Origin of the sequence: Citrobacter sp. Cu231 (assembly GCF_030332265.1) — a bacterium.
Taxonomy (GTDB): Bacteria; Pseudomonadota; Gammaproteobacteria; order Enterobacterales; family Enterobacteriaceae; genus Citrobacter; species Citrobacter meridianamericanus.
In genome coordinates this window covers 77,506-93,005 of record NZ_JAOWIE010000053.1, presented here as the reverse complement: position 1 = coordinate 93,005, position 15,500 = coordinate 77,506, and the positions used below count along the sequence as shown (strand labels likewise).

Annotated in this window: 14 protein-coding genes and 1 pseudogene; 3 read left to right on the top strand and 12 right to left on the bottom strand. The window is 53.0% G+C overall.

Annotated features, from left to right (window positions below):
- Positions 1–67: 67 nt before the first annotated feature.
- From gltP to nrfA, 8 genes and pseudogenes are all read right to left on the bottom strand, one after another.
- On the bottom strand, positions 68–1,378 hold the full coding sequence (gene gltP / locus OGY15_RS23290; RefSeq protein ID WP_187253972.1) for a glutamate/aspartate:proton symporter GltP: 1,311 nt from the start codon (positions 1,376–1,378) through the stop codon (positions 68–70).
- A 469-nt stretch (positions 1,379–1,847) separates the two neighbouring features.
- The gene (gene nrfG, locus OGY15_RS23285) at positions 1,848–2,468 is read right to left on the bottom strand and encodes a heme lyase NrfEFG subunit NrfG (RefSeq protein ID WP_252838885.1); all 621 of its coding nucleotides are present in this window, start codon (positions 2,466–2,468) and stop codon (positions 1,848–1,850) included.
- Positions 2,465–2,839: pseudogene (gene nrfF / locus OGY15_RS24890) on the bottom strand (heme lyase NrfEFG subunit NrfF); the annotation flags it as partial. The pseudogene nrfF and the gene nrfG, both read right to left, overlap by 4 nt.
- Before the next feature lie 25 nt (positions 2,840–2,864).
- Positions 2,865–4,592, bottom strand: coding sequence for a heme lyase CcmF/NrfE family subunit (locus tag OGY15_RS23280; RefSeq protein WP_420869121.1), 1,728 nt, complete (start codon positions 4,590–4,592; stop codon positions 2,865–2,867).
- An 8-nt stretch (positions 4,593–4,600) separates the two neighbouring features.
- The gene (gene nrfD / locus OGY15_RS23275) at positions 4,601–5,557 is read right to left on the bottom strand and encodes a cytochrome c nitrite reductase subunit NrfD (protein ID WP_151218050.1); all 957 of its coding nucleotides are present in this window, start codon (positions 5,555–5,557) and stop codon (positions 4,601–4,603) included.
- Positions 5,554–6,225: a cytochrome c nitrite reductase Fe-S protein gene (nrfC, locus tag OGY15_RS23270; RefSeq protein ID WP_151218051.1), complete on the bottom strand. Its 672-nt coding sequence runs from the start codon at positions 6,223–6,225 to the stop codon at positions 5,554–5,556. The genes nrfD and nrfC overlap by 4 nt, the downstream gene beginning before the upstream one ends.
- Entirely contained in the window at positions 6,222–6,788 is a 567-nt protein-coding gene (gene nrfB / locus OGY15_RS23265; RefSeq protein WP_151218052.1) for a cytochrome c nitrite reductase pentaheme subunit, read from the bottom strand. Before nrfB ends, nrfC begins: the two co-directional genes overlap by 4 nt.
- Before the next feature lie 44 nt (positions 6,789–6,832).
- Positions 6,833–8,269, bottom strand: coding sequence for an ammonia-forming nitrite reductase cytochrome c552 subunit (nrfA, locus tag OGY15_RS23260; protein WP_210905469.1), 1,437 nt, complete (start codon positions 8,267–8,269; stop codon positions 6,833–6,835).
- 434 nt (positions 8,270–8,703) lie between these two features.
- Between nrfA and acs the strand changes: the two genes are divergently transcribed.
- The 3 genes from acs (at position 8,704) to actP (ending at position 12,859) form a co-directional block, all read left to right on the top strand.
- On the top strand, positions 8,704–10,662 hold the full coding sequence (gene acs / locus OGY15_RS23255) for an acetate--CoA ligase (RefSeq protein ID WP_151218054.1): 1,959 nt from the start codon (positions 8,704–8,706) through the stop codon (positions 10,660–10,662).
- 236 nt (positions 10,663–10,898) lie between these two features.
- Positions 10,899–11,213 carry a DUF485 domain-containing protein gene (locus OGY15_RS23250; RefSeq protein WP_286541292.1) on the top strand — a complete coding sequence of 105 codons (315 nt, stop codon included), beginning with the start codon at positions 10,899–10,901 and terminating at the stop codon, positions 11,211–11,213.
- Positions 11,210–12,859, top strand: coding sequence for a cation/acetate symporter ActP (gene actP / locus OGY15_RS23245; RefSeq protein WP_151218056.1), 1,650 nt, complete (start codon positions 11,210–11,212; stop codon positions 12,857–12,859). Before OGY15_RS23250 ends, actP begins: the two co-directional genes overlap by 4 nt.
- Before the next feature lie 50 nt (positions 12,860–12,909).
- Here the strand turns inward: actP and OGY15_RS23240 are convergent, their stop codons facing one another.
- The 4 genes from OGY15_RS23240 to OGY15_RS23225 form a co-directional block, all read right to left on the bottom strand.
- Positions 12,910–13,290: a hypothetical protein gene (locus OGY15_RS23240; protein ID WP_151218057.1), complete on the bottom strand. Its 381-nt coding sequence runs from the start codon at positions 13,288–13,290 to the stop codon at positions 12,910–12,912.
- 41 nt (positions 13,291–13,331) lie between these two features.
- Entirely contained in the window at positions 13,332–14,276 is a 945-nt protein-coding gene (locus tag OGY15_RS23235) for a DUF4431 domain-containing protein (RefSeq protein ID WP_279574288.1), read from the bottom strand.
- A gap of 90 nt (positions 14,277–14,366) precedes the next feature.
- A complete protein-coding gene (locus OGY15_RS23230) occupies positions 14,367–15,056 on the bottom strand; it encodes an LrgB family protein (RefSeq protein WP_151224611.1) in 690 nt (229 codons plus the stop codon).
- Positions 15,049–15,459: a CidA/LrgA family protein gene (locus OGY15_RS23225; protein ID WP_005132599.1), complete on the bottom strand. Its 411-nt coding sequence runs from the start codon at positions 15,457–15,459 to the stop codon at positions 15,049–15,051. Before OGY15_RS23225 ends, OGY15_RS23230 begins: the two co-directional genes overlap by 8 nt.
- Between the last annotated feature and the right edge of the window lie 41 nt (positions 15,460–15,500).

Genomic DNA, 15,500 nt, shown 5'->3' with positions numbered 1-15,500 from the left:
CCGGCCTACAAAGGATGTGTAGGCCGGATAAGACGCGTGAGCGTCGCTGTCAGGCGACCATCACCAATTACTGCGCGGTCTTATCAAATTTACCCAGCATCTCGCGCTCGTAGGCCAGCGCCTTTTTGCGGTCAAATTTGTGCTCCCACTTGGCGATAACCAGCACCGCCAGCGCATTCCCAACTACGTTCAGCGCGGTACGCGCCATGTCGAGGATACGGTCAACACCGGCGATAAACGCCAGACCTTCCAGTGGGATCCCGACGCTGCCCAGCGTTGCCAGCAGTACCACAAAAGAGACGCCCGGCACGCCCGCAATCCCTTTCGACGTGACCATTAGCGTCAGTACTAATACGATTTCCTGCCACAGCGACAGGTCGATACCGTACAGCTGCGCAATGAAAATAGCGGCAATACTCTGGTACAGCGTTGAACCATCAAGGTTAAATGAGTAACCAGTTGGTACAACAAAGCTGGTGATTGAAGCTGGTGCGCCGTAGGCTTCCATCTTCTCGATAATACGCGGCAGTACGCTCTCGGAACTGGCGGTAGAGTAGGCCAGAATCAGCTCATCTTTCAGAATGCGGATCAGGATCCAGATGCTCAAACCACAAATACGCGCCACAATCCCCAACACCACCAGTGCGAAGAACAGAATGGCGAAATGCACTAACAGCACCAGCTTCGCCAGCGGCCACAGTGAGGCAAAACCAAAGTTCGCGACGGTCACAGCAATCAGCGCAAAAACACCGACTGGCGCATAGCGCATCACCATGTGGGTCACTTTAAACATGGTTTCGGAAATCGAGCGGAACACGGTCACCAGCGGCTCGCGGTGGGTTGCTGGTAGGGAAGACAAGCCTAAACCAAACAGCACCGAGAAGAAGATAATCGGCAACATATCGCCTTTCGCCATCGACGCAACGATGTTAGTCGGCACCAGCGACACAATCGTGCCCATCAAGCCATGCGCGTGGCTCTGCACTTCTGCGGTCGTATTTTGATATTTCGAAATATCCACGGTCGCCAGTTGCGACATATCAATCCCGGAACCCGGCTGAAACACATTCGCCAGCGTAATGCCAAGAATAATCGCTACGGTGGTGATCACTTCGAAATAGAGAATGGTTTTGGCGCCAATACGGCCCAGTTGTTTTGCATCACCCACCCCGGCAATTCCAACCACCAGCGTGGAGATAACAATCGGCACGACAATCATTTTAATCAGATGGATAAAGATATCGCCCGCCGGTGACAGCAGGTTCACCACCAGCCATTCGCGGCTGTCACTATGGTAATGCAGGTAACTCCCTAGCAGAATGCCCAGCACCATAGCGATTAGAATCTGCCATGCCAGGCTGACTTTCAAATTTTTCATAACAACGGACTTCCTCGATGGAGCGCTATTCCACCTATAAAGAATGGGAATAGTACATACTGAAAGGGTATGATTTGTGTTGCGTTCGTTTATGGAGTTTTTTAACGCTTATACCCTAAATAATTCGAGTTGCAGGAAGGCGGCGACGCAGCGAATTCCCAGGAGCTTACGCCAGTAAGTGACTGGGGTGAGCGAGGAAAGCCAACACACCTGCAACTTGAAGTATGACGGGTATATTATCATTATCATCTGCATGGCATTCAGCGCAACCCTCTAAGAACAGGGACTTTAGCTGAATTTATGCATAAAAATGCAATTTTATCGCACTAATTATGAATAACTTTTTGTTATAAAAGAATTTTAATATGTTCAAAAATGAAGAAGTCATGGCATGAGTTTTTTTTGTCCGTTTGTTCGTTCGCCTGTTTTTTAAACAGGCCAAATGATACAAATCACAAAAAAAATAAAATTATTTTTGCCGATTCTGCAGTAATTTCGCCATATTAATCGAGTCAATCAGTTGCGCCCGGTTGACTCTCGGCGAGTTTAAATCGAGTACCTTTTGCCACTGCAAAATGGCCTGCGAATAGTCGGCCTGCATAAACGCATCTGAGGCTAGCAGCATCAGCGCTGTCACCTCAGCCGGGTCCAGCGCCAGAGCCTTATCAATCATTTCGCGAGTGGGCGGCGTCATATGTTGTCCGGCCTGGTAATACAATACCGTTGCCATCGCTGAATAAATCTCAGCATTTTCACCACCGACACGCAGCGCCTGCTCGTAGGCCAGCAGCGCATTATGATACGCGTTTTGCCAAAGATAATACTCGCCGAGTTGCGCCCATTTCACACTATCACGTGGATTGGCACGAATTTGCGATTGTAAGGAAATCAGCTGTTTTTCCTGAACGTTTTCATCGGAGAACGCATGTAATGGATCTGCCAGTCGGGCCTGTTCCTGCCGTACCGCCTGCCATTTTGACGTCAACAGATAACCACCGATGCAGGCCACAACCATCACCACCACCACAGCAGTCAGCCGCTTCACGGGCATTGGTCGTAACGACGCTGTAGAATATACGGGTTGGCTCATGACACTTCGTCCTCTGCGCGCTGACGCCTTCTCACCCGCCAGACCACCACCCCTACAAGTAACAGCAGCAGGCACGGCAACGCCCACAGCAGCAGCGTTTGCTCATTCAACGGCGGGTTATACCGCACGAAATCGCCGTAACGATCGGTCATCCACGTGGTTATCTCGGCTTCACTTTTCCCTTCCGCCACCATGCTGTAAACCTGATGGCGCATGCTGACCGCTACCGGCGCATTGGATTCCAGCAAGTTTTGGTTTTGGCACTGCGGGCAGCGCAGCTGACTGGCAATCGACAGCGCTTTCTCCTGCTGTTGTGGGTTGGCAAAAGTCCATGTGTCCACAACCTGGGCATGCGTAGCGAAAGTGATAAAAAACAGAACGATAAAACCGCAGATATTACGCATCACGTTTCCTCCCTCGCCATCCACTCAGCAGCGCGCCAAAGACCATTAATAGCCCTCCGCCCCAAATCCAACGTACGCCGGTCTGCACGTACAAGCGCATGGCATAACGGTCCGGTCCTGTTTTTTCGCCCATCACCGCGTACCAGTCATGTAACAGATTCCAGCGGATCCCCGGCTCCATCATCTGTTGACGGCGCGCGGCATAGAAGCGCCTTTCAGGCTGCAGGCTGCCAATGCGTTTTTCATCCTGCCACAGCGTGATCTGCGCTTTTTCACTGGTGTAGTTACCTTTTGCTTCCAGGTCCAGACGCTCAAAACGGAAAATGTAGCCTGCCAGTTCCACCTGCTGCCCCGGGCTCAGGTTCAGGCTTATCTCCTGACGACTCCCGCTGGAAAAGACAATCCCGACGGCAAACACCAAAACCCCGGCATGCGCCAGCAGCGCCGGAAGCTGAGCACGTACAGGTACTTTGCGACTTCTGAACGTTGCCATCACGATAACCAGCAGCATCAGCAGCCCAAAGGGTAGCGTCGCACGATTAAAGTACGGTGCGCCCACAGAGAGCCGTCCCCAACCGAACAGTCCGTAAATCATCGGGTAGAGCGTGCCAATCAGCACAATCATCAGCACCGCGCAAAAAAGCAGTAGCGCAACCAGAATCAGCATCTCGCGCGACCAGCCGCCAAAATGCGCACGTTGACGAATATTCTGCCCGCGCCAGGCATACAGCCCGAGCGACGCCAGGCTCAATACGGTAAACAGCGCAAACAGCGGCGCGGCGCGGACGTTATCCAGCGCGAAGGCATGTACTGAAACGAGAATGCCGGAACGCACAATCAACGTCCCCAGCAGCGATAAAATCAGCGTGACAATCGCCAGCAGCAGCGACCAATGGCGGAAGATCCCGCGCTGGCGCGTGATGTATAAGCTATGCAGCAGCGCGCTGGCGGAAAGCCAGGGCAATAAGGAAGCGTTTTCTACCGGGTCCCAGAACCACCAGCCCCCCCAACCCAGCTCGCAGTACGCCCACCAGGAGCCGAGAATAATCCCCAGCGTCAGAGCGCACCAACCGGGCAGCGCCCAGCGCCAGCACACCCAGGCGCTTTGTGCATTAAAGTCACCGCGCAGCAGCGAAGCCAGCGCCACGCCTGCCGCCACCATTAAACCACCATAACCCAGGTACAGCAGCGGCGGATGGAGGATTAACCCGAGATGTTGCAACATCGGATTAAGGTCACGCCCTTCAATGGCTGGCGGGAAGATGCGCACAAACGGATCGGACCATACCACCACAAACAACAGCAGCAGGGCCGTTATCATTGAGAGGACGCTGAGCGTCAGCGGAAACAGCGCATCGGTGTCACGTCGATAGCAAAAAGCGAACAGCGCGCTCCAGCCGGAAAGAAACAGCACCCACAGCAGCAGCGACCCTTCATGCCCGCCCCACACCGCGGCCAGTTTTAACCCCCACGGCAGCAGACTGTAGCTATGCTGCGCAACATAGACTACCGAAAAGTCACTGGTCAGAAAGCAGAATACCAGAATGGCAAAGGCCAGCATCAGCAGCGAAAATTGCGTCCACACGCCCACACTTGCCAGGCGCATCAGGCCTTGCCAGCGCTGGCGGACACCCACCAACACGGCAAGCGGGGTCAATACGTTGACCCCGAGGCTTAATAACAGTGCCAGAAAACCGGCTTCAGGAAGGAGAACGTCCAGAAATCACCTTACGCAACGGTTAGCTGACCCGCATAGAGAATAAAAAAGCGCAGCAGCAGTACGCCGGTCAGGCTGGCGCCGCACACTGCCAGCACGCCATGAAACGTCGAACTGCGATTGGCCCAGGGTTTTAGCAGCATCGGCAGTATCAACCCAAGCCCGGCCACGCCCAGCCAGAACCACCAGGTCCAGAATCCGCCGCCCAGTGCCGCCGCCAGCGCGCGCATTTTGCCGTCATCGCCCAGCGCCAGGCCGACGAAGAACGCCGCCAGCAGGAAGATCTCCAGCCATACCACCGGGACTTCCATGCGATGCACAAAGTGCGCTTCAGTACTGTGCGGATTGCTACGATGACGTAACGCCATGGCGATCAGCGCCACCGCCGCGCCGGAGGAGATCCCGGAAAACAGGAACAGCACCGGCAGGATCGGGTTATTCAGGAACGGGTAGGATTTCAGCGCCGACAGCAGGAACCCGGTATACGCCCCGAGCAGGACCGCCAGTACCAGCATCAGCGTCTCAAGCGCACGATGGAACGGCGTGATTAGTGTCAGGAGTTTTGACACAATCGTCAGTCGCGGCACGAACCGCTGCTGCAGTGCAATCACCTCTTTTTCAAAGATTTTTGCCAGCCACAGCACTAACACCACCATGTATAACTGAAACAGCATGACCCCCATCGACATCACCGAAGTGAAGCTGTAGTGGAACATCAGTTTCCAGAAAGTCCATGGGCGCGTCAGGTGGAACACCAGAATCAGCAAACCGAAGATAATCGCCCCGGGCCCTAACACCAGCGTGGTGCGCAACAGCGTGCTGTCTGAACCGCCCGCCTCAGGATGGAAACGACGTAGCAAAATTGCCAGCGTGACCAGTCCAGCGGAGATGCCTATCAGGAACAGATAGATGGCAATAGGCCAGTCCCACACCAGTGATTCGAAATGAAATGCAGAAGCGGATGTCATTGGCTCACCTCCCCAAATTTAAAGGGAACGCGGTAGACCTTCGGTTTTGTGCCCAACGCCAGCTTGTAACGGTAGGTAGTTTTCTGCTGCAACAAGCGGGAGATATCGCTGTTGGGATCGTCCAGATTACCAAACGTCAGCGCCTTCGTCGGACATGACTCAACGCAGGCGGGCTGTTTGCCCGCTTTCAGGTTGGTTTTCCGGCAGAAATCGCATTTATCCGCCGTTTTACTCACCGGATGGATAAAGCGCACGCGATAAGGACACGCGGCGATACAGTACTGGCAGCCAACGCAAAGATCCGGGTTCACATCCACAATGCCGTTGGCGGCATCGCGATACGATGCCCCCGTCGGGCAGACGTCAACGCAGGGAGCGTGATCGCAATGCTGGCACGAGTGACGGAAGAAGCGATACTTCACATCAGGAAATGTCCCTTGCGGCTCGCTGCGAATAATCGTCAGACGCGATACGCCTTCCGGCACGTTGTTAACTTCCCGACAAGCATCCATGCAGGCCGTACAGCCAATGCATAAAGACTCATCATGAACCATACCGTAACGTACGCCGTTGATGCTCAGCGTCTTCGCCACAACGCGTCCCGCCGTCCCGCTCACTGCCACCAGCGCGCCGACGCCGGTGATAAACTGGCGACGAGAGCAACTCATGGATGCTCCTTAAGCAACGGAACCGACGCCGGGTTAAAGTTCGGATTGTTACGCTGATCGCTGTGGCAATCGACGCAAATCTTGATCCGTCCTTTATCGCTTAGCGTCTGCATCGTGTCTTGCTTCGGATGCAGCGAGTGACAGCTGGCACACGCCACTTTGGTTACGTGGACATCGTGCGGCCAGAACGCTTTTTGCAACTGCTCAGGCAGGTGACAGGACATACAGACGCTGTTTTGCTGCTCCACGTTGTACATCGGCTCATTAAAACGCATCACATCCTTCACCCCTTCACGGTGGTTCGGTGACGGCTGGCCGTGACAGTTAGTGCAAGTGACCGGCAGTTTGTTATTCGGGTTGATAACGTCTGCATGCTTACCATGCATGCCTTCGGTATCGGGCTTATGACAATCCAGACAGGCGGCATCCGGATTACGCTGTTGGGTAACCGTCCAGCGTTGATCCGACTCCTGCGGCGTTGGCGTGGCTGTGATTCCACTCAGGCTCCAGAACAAGCCTGACGCCAGCACCCCAGCAGTTAATAACGAACGTAATACGCTCATATTCACTCCGTTGAGTTATCCGCCCCTTGCGGGGCGAAATGGGGTTATTGGCTTAACAGACCGTTTTTACGCGCCTGATCTTCCCACTGCGGAATCACCGTTTTGATGAAGTCCTGTTTCTCAGCATTGATTTGCTGCATATTCAGACCAATCGCTGCCTGGGCTTTCTCTTTAGTAGAGATATCCGGTAACGGGATTTCATGCGTGATGCCTTTAGTTGCCAGCAAACGGACCAGTTTGGTACGCGCATCGGCAGCTTTATCCATTGCGCTACCCAGCATCCGCAAACCTTCTTCCGGGGCGTGCATGTGAATACCGTGTGAGGCGATAGCCAGGTCCCAACGCCATTGCGCGTGACGGATATCTTCCAGAATCGGCTTCATTTCCGCTTCGGTCGCACCCGCATCCCATGCGGCTTTCGCTTCAAAGTGCGCACGAACAAGCTGGTCTTCAACTTTGATTTTCAGGTCATGAATGGCCTGTTTACGCTCGGCGACCACTTTTTGCAGGGACGCTTTGTCCTGGGTGTGGCAGTTCGCACAGGTCTGAGCGAAATTATCGAACGGATTACCAATCTTATGGTCGGTGTAAATCTTGCCTTCCGCGTTCTGCACTTTCGGCATGTGGCAGTCGATACAGGTCACATTGTTCTTGCCGTGAATGCCTGCGCTCCAGGTTTCATACTCCGGGTGCTGCGCTTTCAGCATTGGCGTTTTAGATAGGGAGTTGGTCCAGTCAGAGAAGGCGATGGTATCGTAGTATTTCTCCATGTTCTCGACTTTCATGCCGTCGTCCCACGGGAACTTAACGGCTTTGTTTTTACCGTCGAAGTAGTATTCCACGTGGCACTGGCCGCAGACCATGGATTGCTGATCGAAGCGACCGGCTTTCTCAAACGGTTTGCCGATTGCTTCCATCGCGCGTTCTGCATAAGGGCGCGACAGCGTCAGTTCTGGCTTGCCTTTGGCAAAGTCTGGTGACGCGGTGTTATGGCAATCGCCGCAGCCAAGATTGTTAACAATTTCAGGACCGCCGCGCGCCCATTTACCGTGGAAGTAGCCATCTTCACCGTCTTTCTGGATCAGACGCGCCACGTCCGGGCTTTTACAGCTCCAACAGGCCATCGGCAACGGACCATCTTCTGCCGTTTTGGGTGCGCCTGTACGTAAGGTTTCACGGACATCGGTCACGGCATACGCGTGTCCACGCGGTTTGTTGTAATCGCGCGAGAAGGGATATCCCGCCCACAGGATCACCAGACGCGGATCTTCTGCCAGCGCATCTTCACGGGCTGATTGCTCAGACGTGGCTTTCCAGGAGAGATATTGATCGGGATGCTGAGGCGCGAAGACTTCATTCTTCGCTTCAACGGTGACGTTTTTTGCGGGTACGGGGGTTTGTTCAGCGTAAACTGCAGAGATAAATAATAAAGGTACTAACAGGCTGAAGAAACGGCGTACGCGTGATTTTATCCTTGCCATAGGGGTCTCATCCAGATGACGCCATTATCTGCAATGGCGGTTCTTTTATTGTTTTCCATAACAGCAACCACACGAATACTGTCATGACATTGCTCCACCCTATTTGTAACAAGAAACCACACTGAAAATGTTGTCTTTAATCAATTGTAAGTGTATGTAAAATACCACTTTAGAGTTAGTAACCCCCTCTGGTTGCACCCTCTTTTGTCTAATTCAGAGACAGATCACCTTTTCAACAATCCTTTAGATAACTACATGTTATCGCGAGATTTAGTCAATTTTTGCTAGTTCTCTTCAAAATTCAGTTTGTCGCTAATTTGCACAATTCGTTTATTGCGTGATCTGCCGCGCAAATACTAAACAAAACTCTCAAAGCCCCTACATTTAACGTTTATGAGACATATTATTAACATCCTACAAGGAGAACAAAAGCCATGAGCCAAATACATAAACACGCTATTCCCGCAAACATTGCGGATCGTTGCCTGATAAATCCGGAGCAGTACGCAGAGAAATACCAGCAATCCGTTAACGAGCCCGACACATTTTGGGGCGAACAGGGAAAAATTATTGATTGGATCAAGCCATACAGCCAGGTGAAGAACACTTCCTTTGCACCCGGCAACGTGTCGATTAAATGGTACGAAGACGGCACCCTGAATCTGGCCGCAAACTGCCTTGACCGCCATCTGCAGGAAAACGGCGATCGTACCGCCATCATCTGGGAAGGCGATGATGCTACCCAGAGTAAAAACATTACCTATCGCGAACTGCATCGCGATGTCTGCCGTTTTGCTAATACATTGCTGGATTTAGGCATTAAAAAAGGCGATGTGGTGGCGATCTATATGCCAATGGTTCCGGAAGCTGCGGTAGCCATGCTGGCTTGCGCCCGTATTGGCGCAGTGCATTCGGTCATCTTCGGCGGGTTCTCGCCGGAAGCCGTCGCTGGACGTATCATCGATTCCAATTCGCGCCTGGTGATCACCGCCGATGAAGGCGTGCGCGCTGGACGCAGCATCCCGCTGAAAAAGAACGTCGATGATGCGCTGAAAAACCCGAACGTGAAGACCGTAGAGCATGTGGTCGTCCTCAAACGTACCGGTGGTAAAACAGAATGGCAGGAAGGCCGTGATCTGTGGTGGTCCGATCTTATTGAGAAAGCCAGCCCGGACCATCAGCCAGAAGAAATGAACGCGGAAGATCCGCTGTTTATCCTGTATACCTCCGGTTCAACCGGCAAGCCGAAAGGCGTGCTGCATACCACTGGTGGATATCTGGTCTACGCCGCCACCACCTTTAAGTATGTATTTGACTACCATCAGGGCGATATCTACTGGTGTACCGCGGACGTGGGTTGGGTAACCGGGCACAGCTATTTGTTGTACGGTCCGCTGGCCTGCGGCGCAACCACGCTGATGTTCGAAGGCGTACCAAACTGGCCAACCCCGGCGCGTATGTCGCAGGTTGTGGACAAGCACCAGGTCAATATTCTGTATACCGCACCGACCGCCATCCGCGCCCTGATGGCCGAAGGCGATAAAGCAATTGAAGGTACTGACCGTTCATCGCTGCGTATCCTGGGTTCCGTTGGCGAGCCGATCAACCCGGAAGCATGGGAGTGGTACTGGAAGAAGATCGGCAACGAAAAATGTCCGGTCGTTGATACCTGGTGGCAGACCGAAACCGGGGGATTCATGATCACCCCACTGCCAGGCGCTACCGAGCTGAAAGCCGGTTCCGCCACCCGTCCATTCTTTGGCGTACAGCCTGCAATTGTCGATAACGAAGGTAACCCGCTGGAAGGCGCGACCGAAGGCAACCTGGTGATTACCGACTCATGGCCGGGTCAGGCGAGAACGCTGTTTGGCGATCACGAACGCTTTGAGCAAACCTACTTCTCTACCTTCAAAAATATGTACTTCAGCGGCGACGGCGCGCGTCGTGACGAAGACGGCTATTACTGGATCACCGGACGTGTGGACGATGTGCTAAACGTCTCCGGTCACCGTCTGGGAACGGCTGAAATCGAATCGGCGCTGGTGGCACATCCGAAGATTGCCGAGGCCGCAGTGGTCGGTATCCCACATAATATTAAAGGCCAGGCGATCTACGCCTACATCACGCTGAATCACGGCGAAGAGCCGTCACCTGAGCTGTACGCCGAAGTTCGCAACTGGGTACGTAAAGAAATTGGCCCGCTGGCAACCCCAGACGTACTGCACTGGACCGACTCACTGCCGAAAACCCGCTCAGGCAAAATCATGCGCCGTATTTTGCGAAAAATCGCGGCGGGCGATACCAGCAATCTGGGCGATACCTCAACCCTCGCCGATCCTGGCGTGGTAGAGAAACTGCTCGAAGAGAAGCAGGCCATCGCAATGCCATCATAACGATAACCATGAAATGCCCGATGGCGCGCTGCTTATCGGGCCTACAAATCCTATCCCTACCCCTCCCCTGACCGGGAGGGAAATATAAAAACCCTCCCCCAAAGGATTTCGTGTTACAGGAAGGCGACCAGCAAGCATATCCCCAGGAGCATAGATGACTATGTGGCTGGAGTAGGCAAGTGCGGCCAACGAACCTGTAGCACGAAAGACGCAGGGGGACCTCTGGAGATTCTGTGATGAATGACCAAATTTATCAGCGGATAGAAGACAGTGCGCATTTCAGGGAATTAGTTGAAAAACGGCAACGGTTTGCCACCATTCTGTCCATCATCATGCTGGCAGTTTATATCAGCTTTATTTTACTGATTGCTTTTGCGCCTAGCTGGCTGGGTACACCGCTCCACGCGGGAACCAGCGTCACCCGGGGTATTCCGATTGGGGTCGGAGTGATCCTTATCTCCTTCATCCTGACCGGGATCTATATCTGGCGGGCAAACAGTGAATTCGATCGCCTGAACAATGCGGTTCTGCACGAGGTTAAAGCATCATGAAGAGAGTCCTGACGGCGCTTGCCGCCACGCTGCCCTTCGCTGCAAACGCGGCGGATGCTATTAGCGGTGCAGTTCAACGCCAGCCAACTAACTGGCAGGCGATTGTCATGTTCCTGATTTTCGTCATCTTTACGCTCGGTATCACCTACTGGGCGTCTAAGCGGGTACGTTCACGTAATGACTACTACACCGCCGGTGGTAACATCACCGGTTTCCAGAACGGGCTGGCGATTGCGGGCGACTATATGTCGGCGGCATCGTTTCTCGGAATTTCCGCGCTGGTGTTTACCTCTGGGTATGACGGGCTGATCTACTCGCTCGGCTTCCTGGTCGGCTGGCCAATTATCCTGTTCCTGATTGCGGAGCGTTTGCGTAACCTCGGTCGTTACACCTTTGCAGACGTTGCTTCTTATCGTCTGAAGCAGGGGCCAATCCGTATTCTGTCGGCCTGCGGTTCCCTGGTGGTGGTCGCACTGTATTTGATCGCCCAGATGGTTGGCGCAGGTAAGCTGATTGAGCTGCTGTTTGGTCTGAACTATCACATCGCCGTCGTACTGGTTGGTGTGCTGATGATGATGTATGTGCTGTTCGGCGGCATGCTGGCAACCACGTGGGTACAGATCATTAAAGCTGTTCTGCTGCTGTTCGGCGCCAGCTTCATGGCCTTTATGGTGATGAAGCACGTTGGCTTCAGCTTCAATAACCTGTTCACCGAAGCGATGGCGGTACACCCGAAAGGCTCCGCGATTATGAGTCCTGGCGGATTGGTTAAAGATCCAATATCCGCCTTGTCGTTAGGTCTCGGTCTGATGTTTGGTACGGCAGGTTTACCGCACATACTGATGCGTTTCTTCACGGTCAGCGATGCCCGCGAAGCGCGTAAGAGCGTGTTCTATGCCACCGGCTTTATGGGTTATTTCTACATCCTGACCTTTATCATCGGCTTTGGCGCGATCATGCTGGTAGGTGCTAACCCAGAGTACAAAGATGCTGCAGGCGCATTGATCGGTGGTAACAACATGGCTGCGGTTCACCTGGCGAATGCGGTGGGCGGTAACCTGTTCCTCGGCTTCATCTCTGCAGTGGCGTTTGCCACCATCCTGGCGGTGGTTGCCGGCCTGACCCTGGCGGGCGCTTCGGCTGTTTCTCACGACCTGTACGCCAACGTATTCCGCAAAGGCGCAACCGAGCGTGAAGAACTGAAGGTGTCAAAAATTACCGTGCTGGTGCTGGGTGTGATAGCCATCCTGCTCGGCGTGCTGTTTGAGAATCAGAATATCGCCTTTATGGTAGGCCTGGCGTTCGCCATCGCGGCAAGCTGCAACTTCCCGATCATCCTGCTTTCCATGTACTGGTCAAAACTGACCACCCGTGGCGCCATGGTCGGCGGCTGGTTAGGTCTGCTGACGGCTGTGGTGCTGATGATTCTCGGCCCAACCATTTGGGTCCAAATCCTCGGTCACGAAAAAGCTATTTTCCCGTATGAATATCCGGCGCTGTTCTCCATCAGCGTAGCGTTCCTCGGGATCTGGTTCTTCTCTGCTACCGATAACTCAGAAGAAGGCAACCGCGAACGCGAGCAGTTCCGTGCTCAGTTCATCCGTTCCCAGACCGGGTACGGCGTAGAACAAGGTCGCGCACACTAGTCCCACCTCCTCTTCCCCGGTTATTTTGACCGGGGAAGAATTTCTGTCAATTATGTGGGATTCTCATCCGTTATAAAGCGGCGAGCAGGAACAGCGATAAGCAACAGGAAAACAATCGCACACACAATATTTAGCCACTGCCAGCCCTTCCAGAAAGCCAGCAACCCGGCTCCCCAGTGAATAATCGCAATGATCACTGGAAATGGCATCAACTCCCGATACCGTTTGGTGATGACTAAAAAACCACAGTAATAGCTTAAAATAATCCCCAGCCAATTGATAAAAATAGCGAAGTTGCTAAAAGGATTCGCAACTAAAAACCATGTTGTAAATAATGAAATAACGGTAATCAATACAAAATAAAGAAAAAACTTCAACCGTCCCAGAACACCTTTTCTCCAGCCCAGAAATAAATCATTGAGTATATTCACTTGATATCCTTATTCTCTGTTTCTCACGTAATATATTGTTTTTATCCAGCGGTAAAACTGCGCACCAGGCGGAGTTTTCCATCAATCAATTCAAAATCATATATCGACGCACCATCACAATACTCTGAAAGGCCAGGCAGTTGTGCATTCGCCTCGGTACCCTGAGAAAGTCTTAAAATACCCTCTTCAAATTCCCCGTCGGCAACCGTATCGCAGGTTCCTTCCACCGTGTGACGCTGACCGTTTTCTTCATAATAAAATTGGCCGTCTTCATCAGCGGGATAATATTTTCGCTGCTGCTCCTGAGCAGATAGCGCATTAATTCTGTGTTCTTTTATCGTCAACGTGTCAGGGTTAACATCAAGGTCGTTCAGCCTCTGCAACCCCTCAATAATCTGCAATGCATGTTTATCAAACTCCGCTTCGGTAAGCGGTTCCGTCTCGATATCTTGTGATTCATCGTAGGGAATAAAATCTAAAAGGCTGCCCGGCAATGGGAATACAAAATACGTTTTCAACGCCGCAACGTTTTTCTCACGCAACGCCTGCTGGAACTGCTGAAACTGAAGCAGCGCGCTCTTCTTCTGTTCAGGTGTGGTAAGAGTGCCAGCAGCTTTCACGTCATCAAGGATGAGCAGAACAGGGGTAAAGTGGCGACCAATCTGGGCGTACATCGTTTTCCCGCTCAGGATGACCTCTTTTCCTAAAAGGGGAGCCAGATCGGCATAATCAATATGACGTTTGCCAGCAAGAATAAGCTGTACTTCCGGCACGACATCATTTTCAGGTGCAAAATCACACTCAAACGGCTGATCGAGCTTTAAATAGTCATAAGTTACCGCTTCGTCACCATCCTTGATGCTTTCGTAGTTTGGGGGGCCGGGAAAAGTCTGTTGGATTAATGCCCCTTGCAGGGTCACCTGTTGGTCTTCATCGGGGCAATATGCCAATGCGACATGACTAAACAGGCCGACCAGTAGCCACATATATTTCACGCTGAGTATCCTTACACTGCGATAAAAAAGGACCGTCAGTGTAAGAGACATAAACCTGAAAAAATATCGTCCACCGAAAAATCAGAACATGACCATCGCCACCAGCGGCGCAACCAATACCATCACCACGCCGGAAAGCATCATCACCAGACTGGCAACCACGCCCTCCTGCTGACCGAGCTCATAAGAGCGCGCCGTACCTGCCCCGTGCGACGCCGCGCCAAATCCTGCGCCTTTCGCCATCCCTTCACGAATGGAAAGGCGTAAAAACAGCACATCGCCGACCGCCATGCCGAATACGCCGGTCACCACCACGAACAAGGCCACCAGGTCCGGCTGCCCGCCCAACGGCTCTGCCGCCGCCAGCGCAAATGGCGTGGTGACAGAGCGCACCGCCAGACTGCGCTGGATCTCATCAGGCAACATAAACAAACGCGCCAGCCACACGGAGCTGGTGACAGCCACCAGCGTTGCCGTCACCACGCCCGCCGTCAGCGACATCCAGTGCCGCTTAATCACCGCAAGGTTGTCATACACCGGAACGGCAAACGCAATGGTTGCCGGGCCTAGCAGCCACAGCAGCCAGTGCGATTCACCAATATAGTTTTGCCAGGAGATATGTCCGAATACCAACATCAGCACCAGCAGGGCCGGGGTGAGAACTAATGGCATCAGGGGTAATTTACGAAAACGGCGATACAGGCGCTTGTTGGCAAAATAGATGCCCAACGTAATCACCAGACACAACACGCTTAGCTGGAAATTACTCACGGTTTAACCTGCTCATTTCATAACGATACACTTTATCGACCACCCACGCCGTGGCGCCGAGCACCATCAGCGTACTTAGCGCAATAACGGCGAATATGCGCCAGCCATCGACCAGCAGCAGCTGCGTATAGTTGACGACGGCCACCACCGCCGGAACAAAAAACAGCAACATTTCAGCCAGTAACCAGCGAGCGCCTGCGCGAATCCAGTTCAGCGGGATAACCCGGCAGACAATTAACGCCAGCATCAGTACCATCCCGACCAGGTTGGCAGGAAGCGGCAAATGCAGCCAGGAGACAAGATATTGAGCAAATACAAAGAGACCTGCGTACAGCAGAACCTGAACGGGGATCTGAAGTCGTTGAATGACAGCAGGCGTCACGCGGCTTATCGCCACAGCCATGAGGGTATGTCCTTAAAAAATAGAGAGCGCCAGTATAGAGA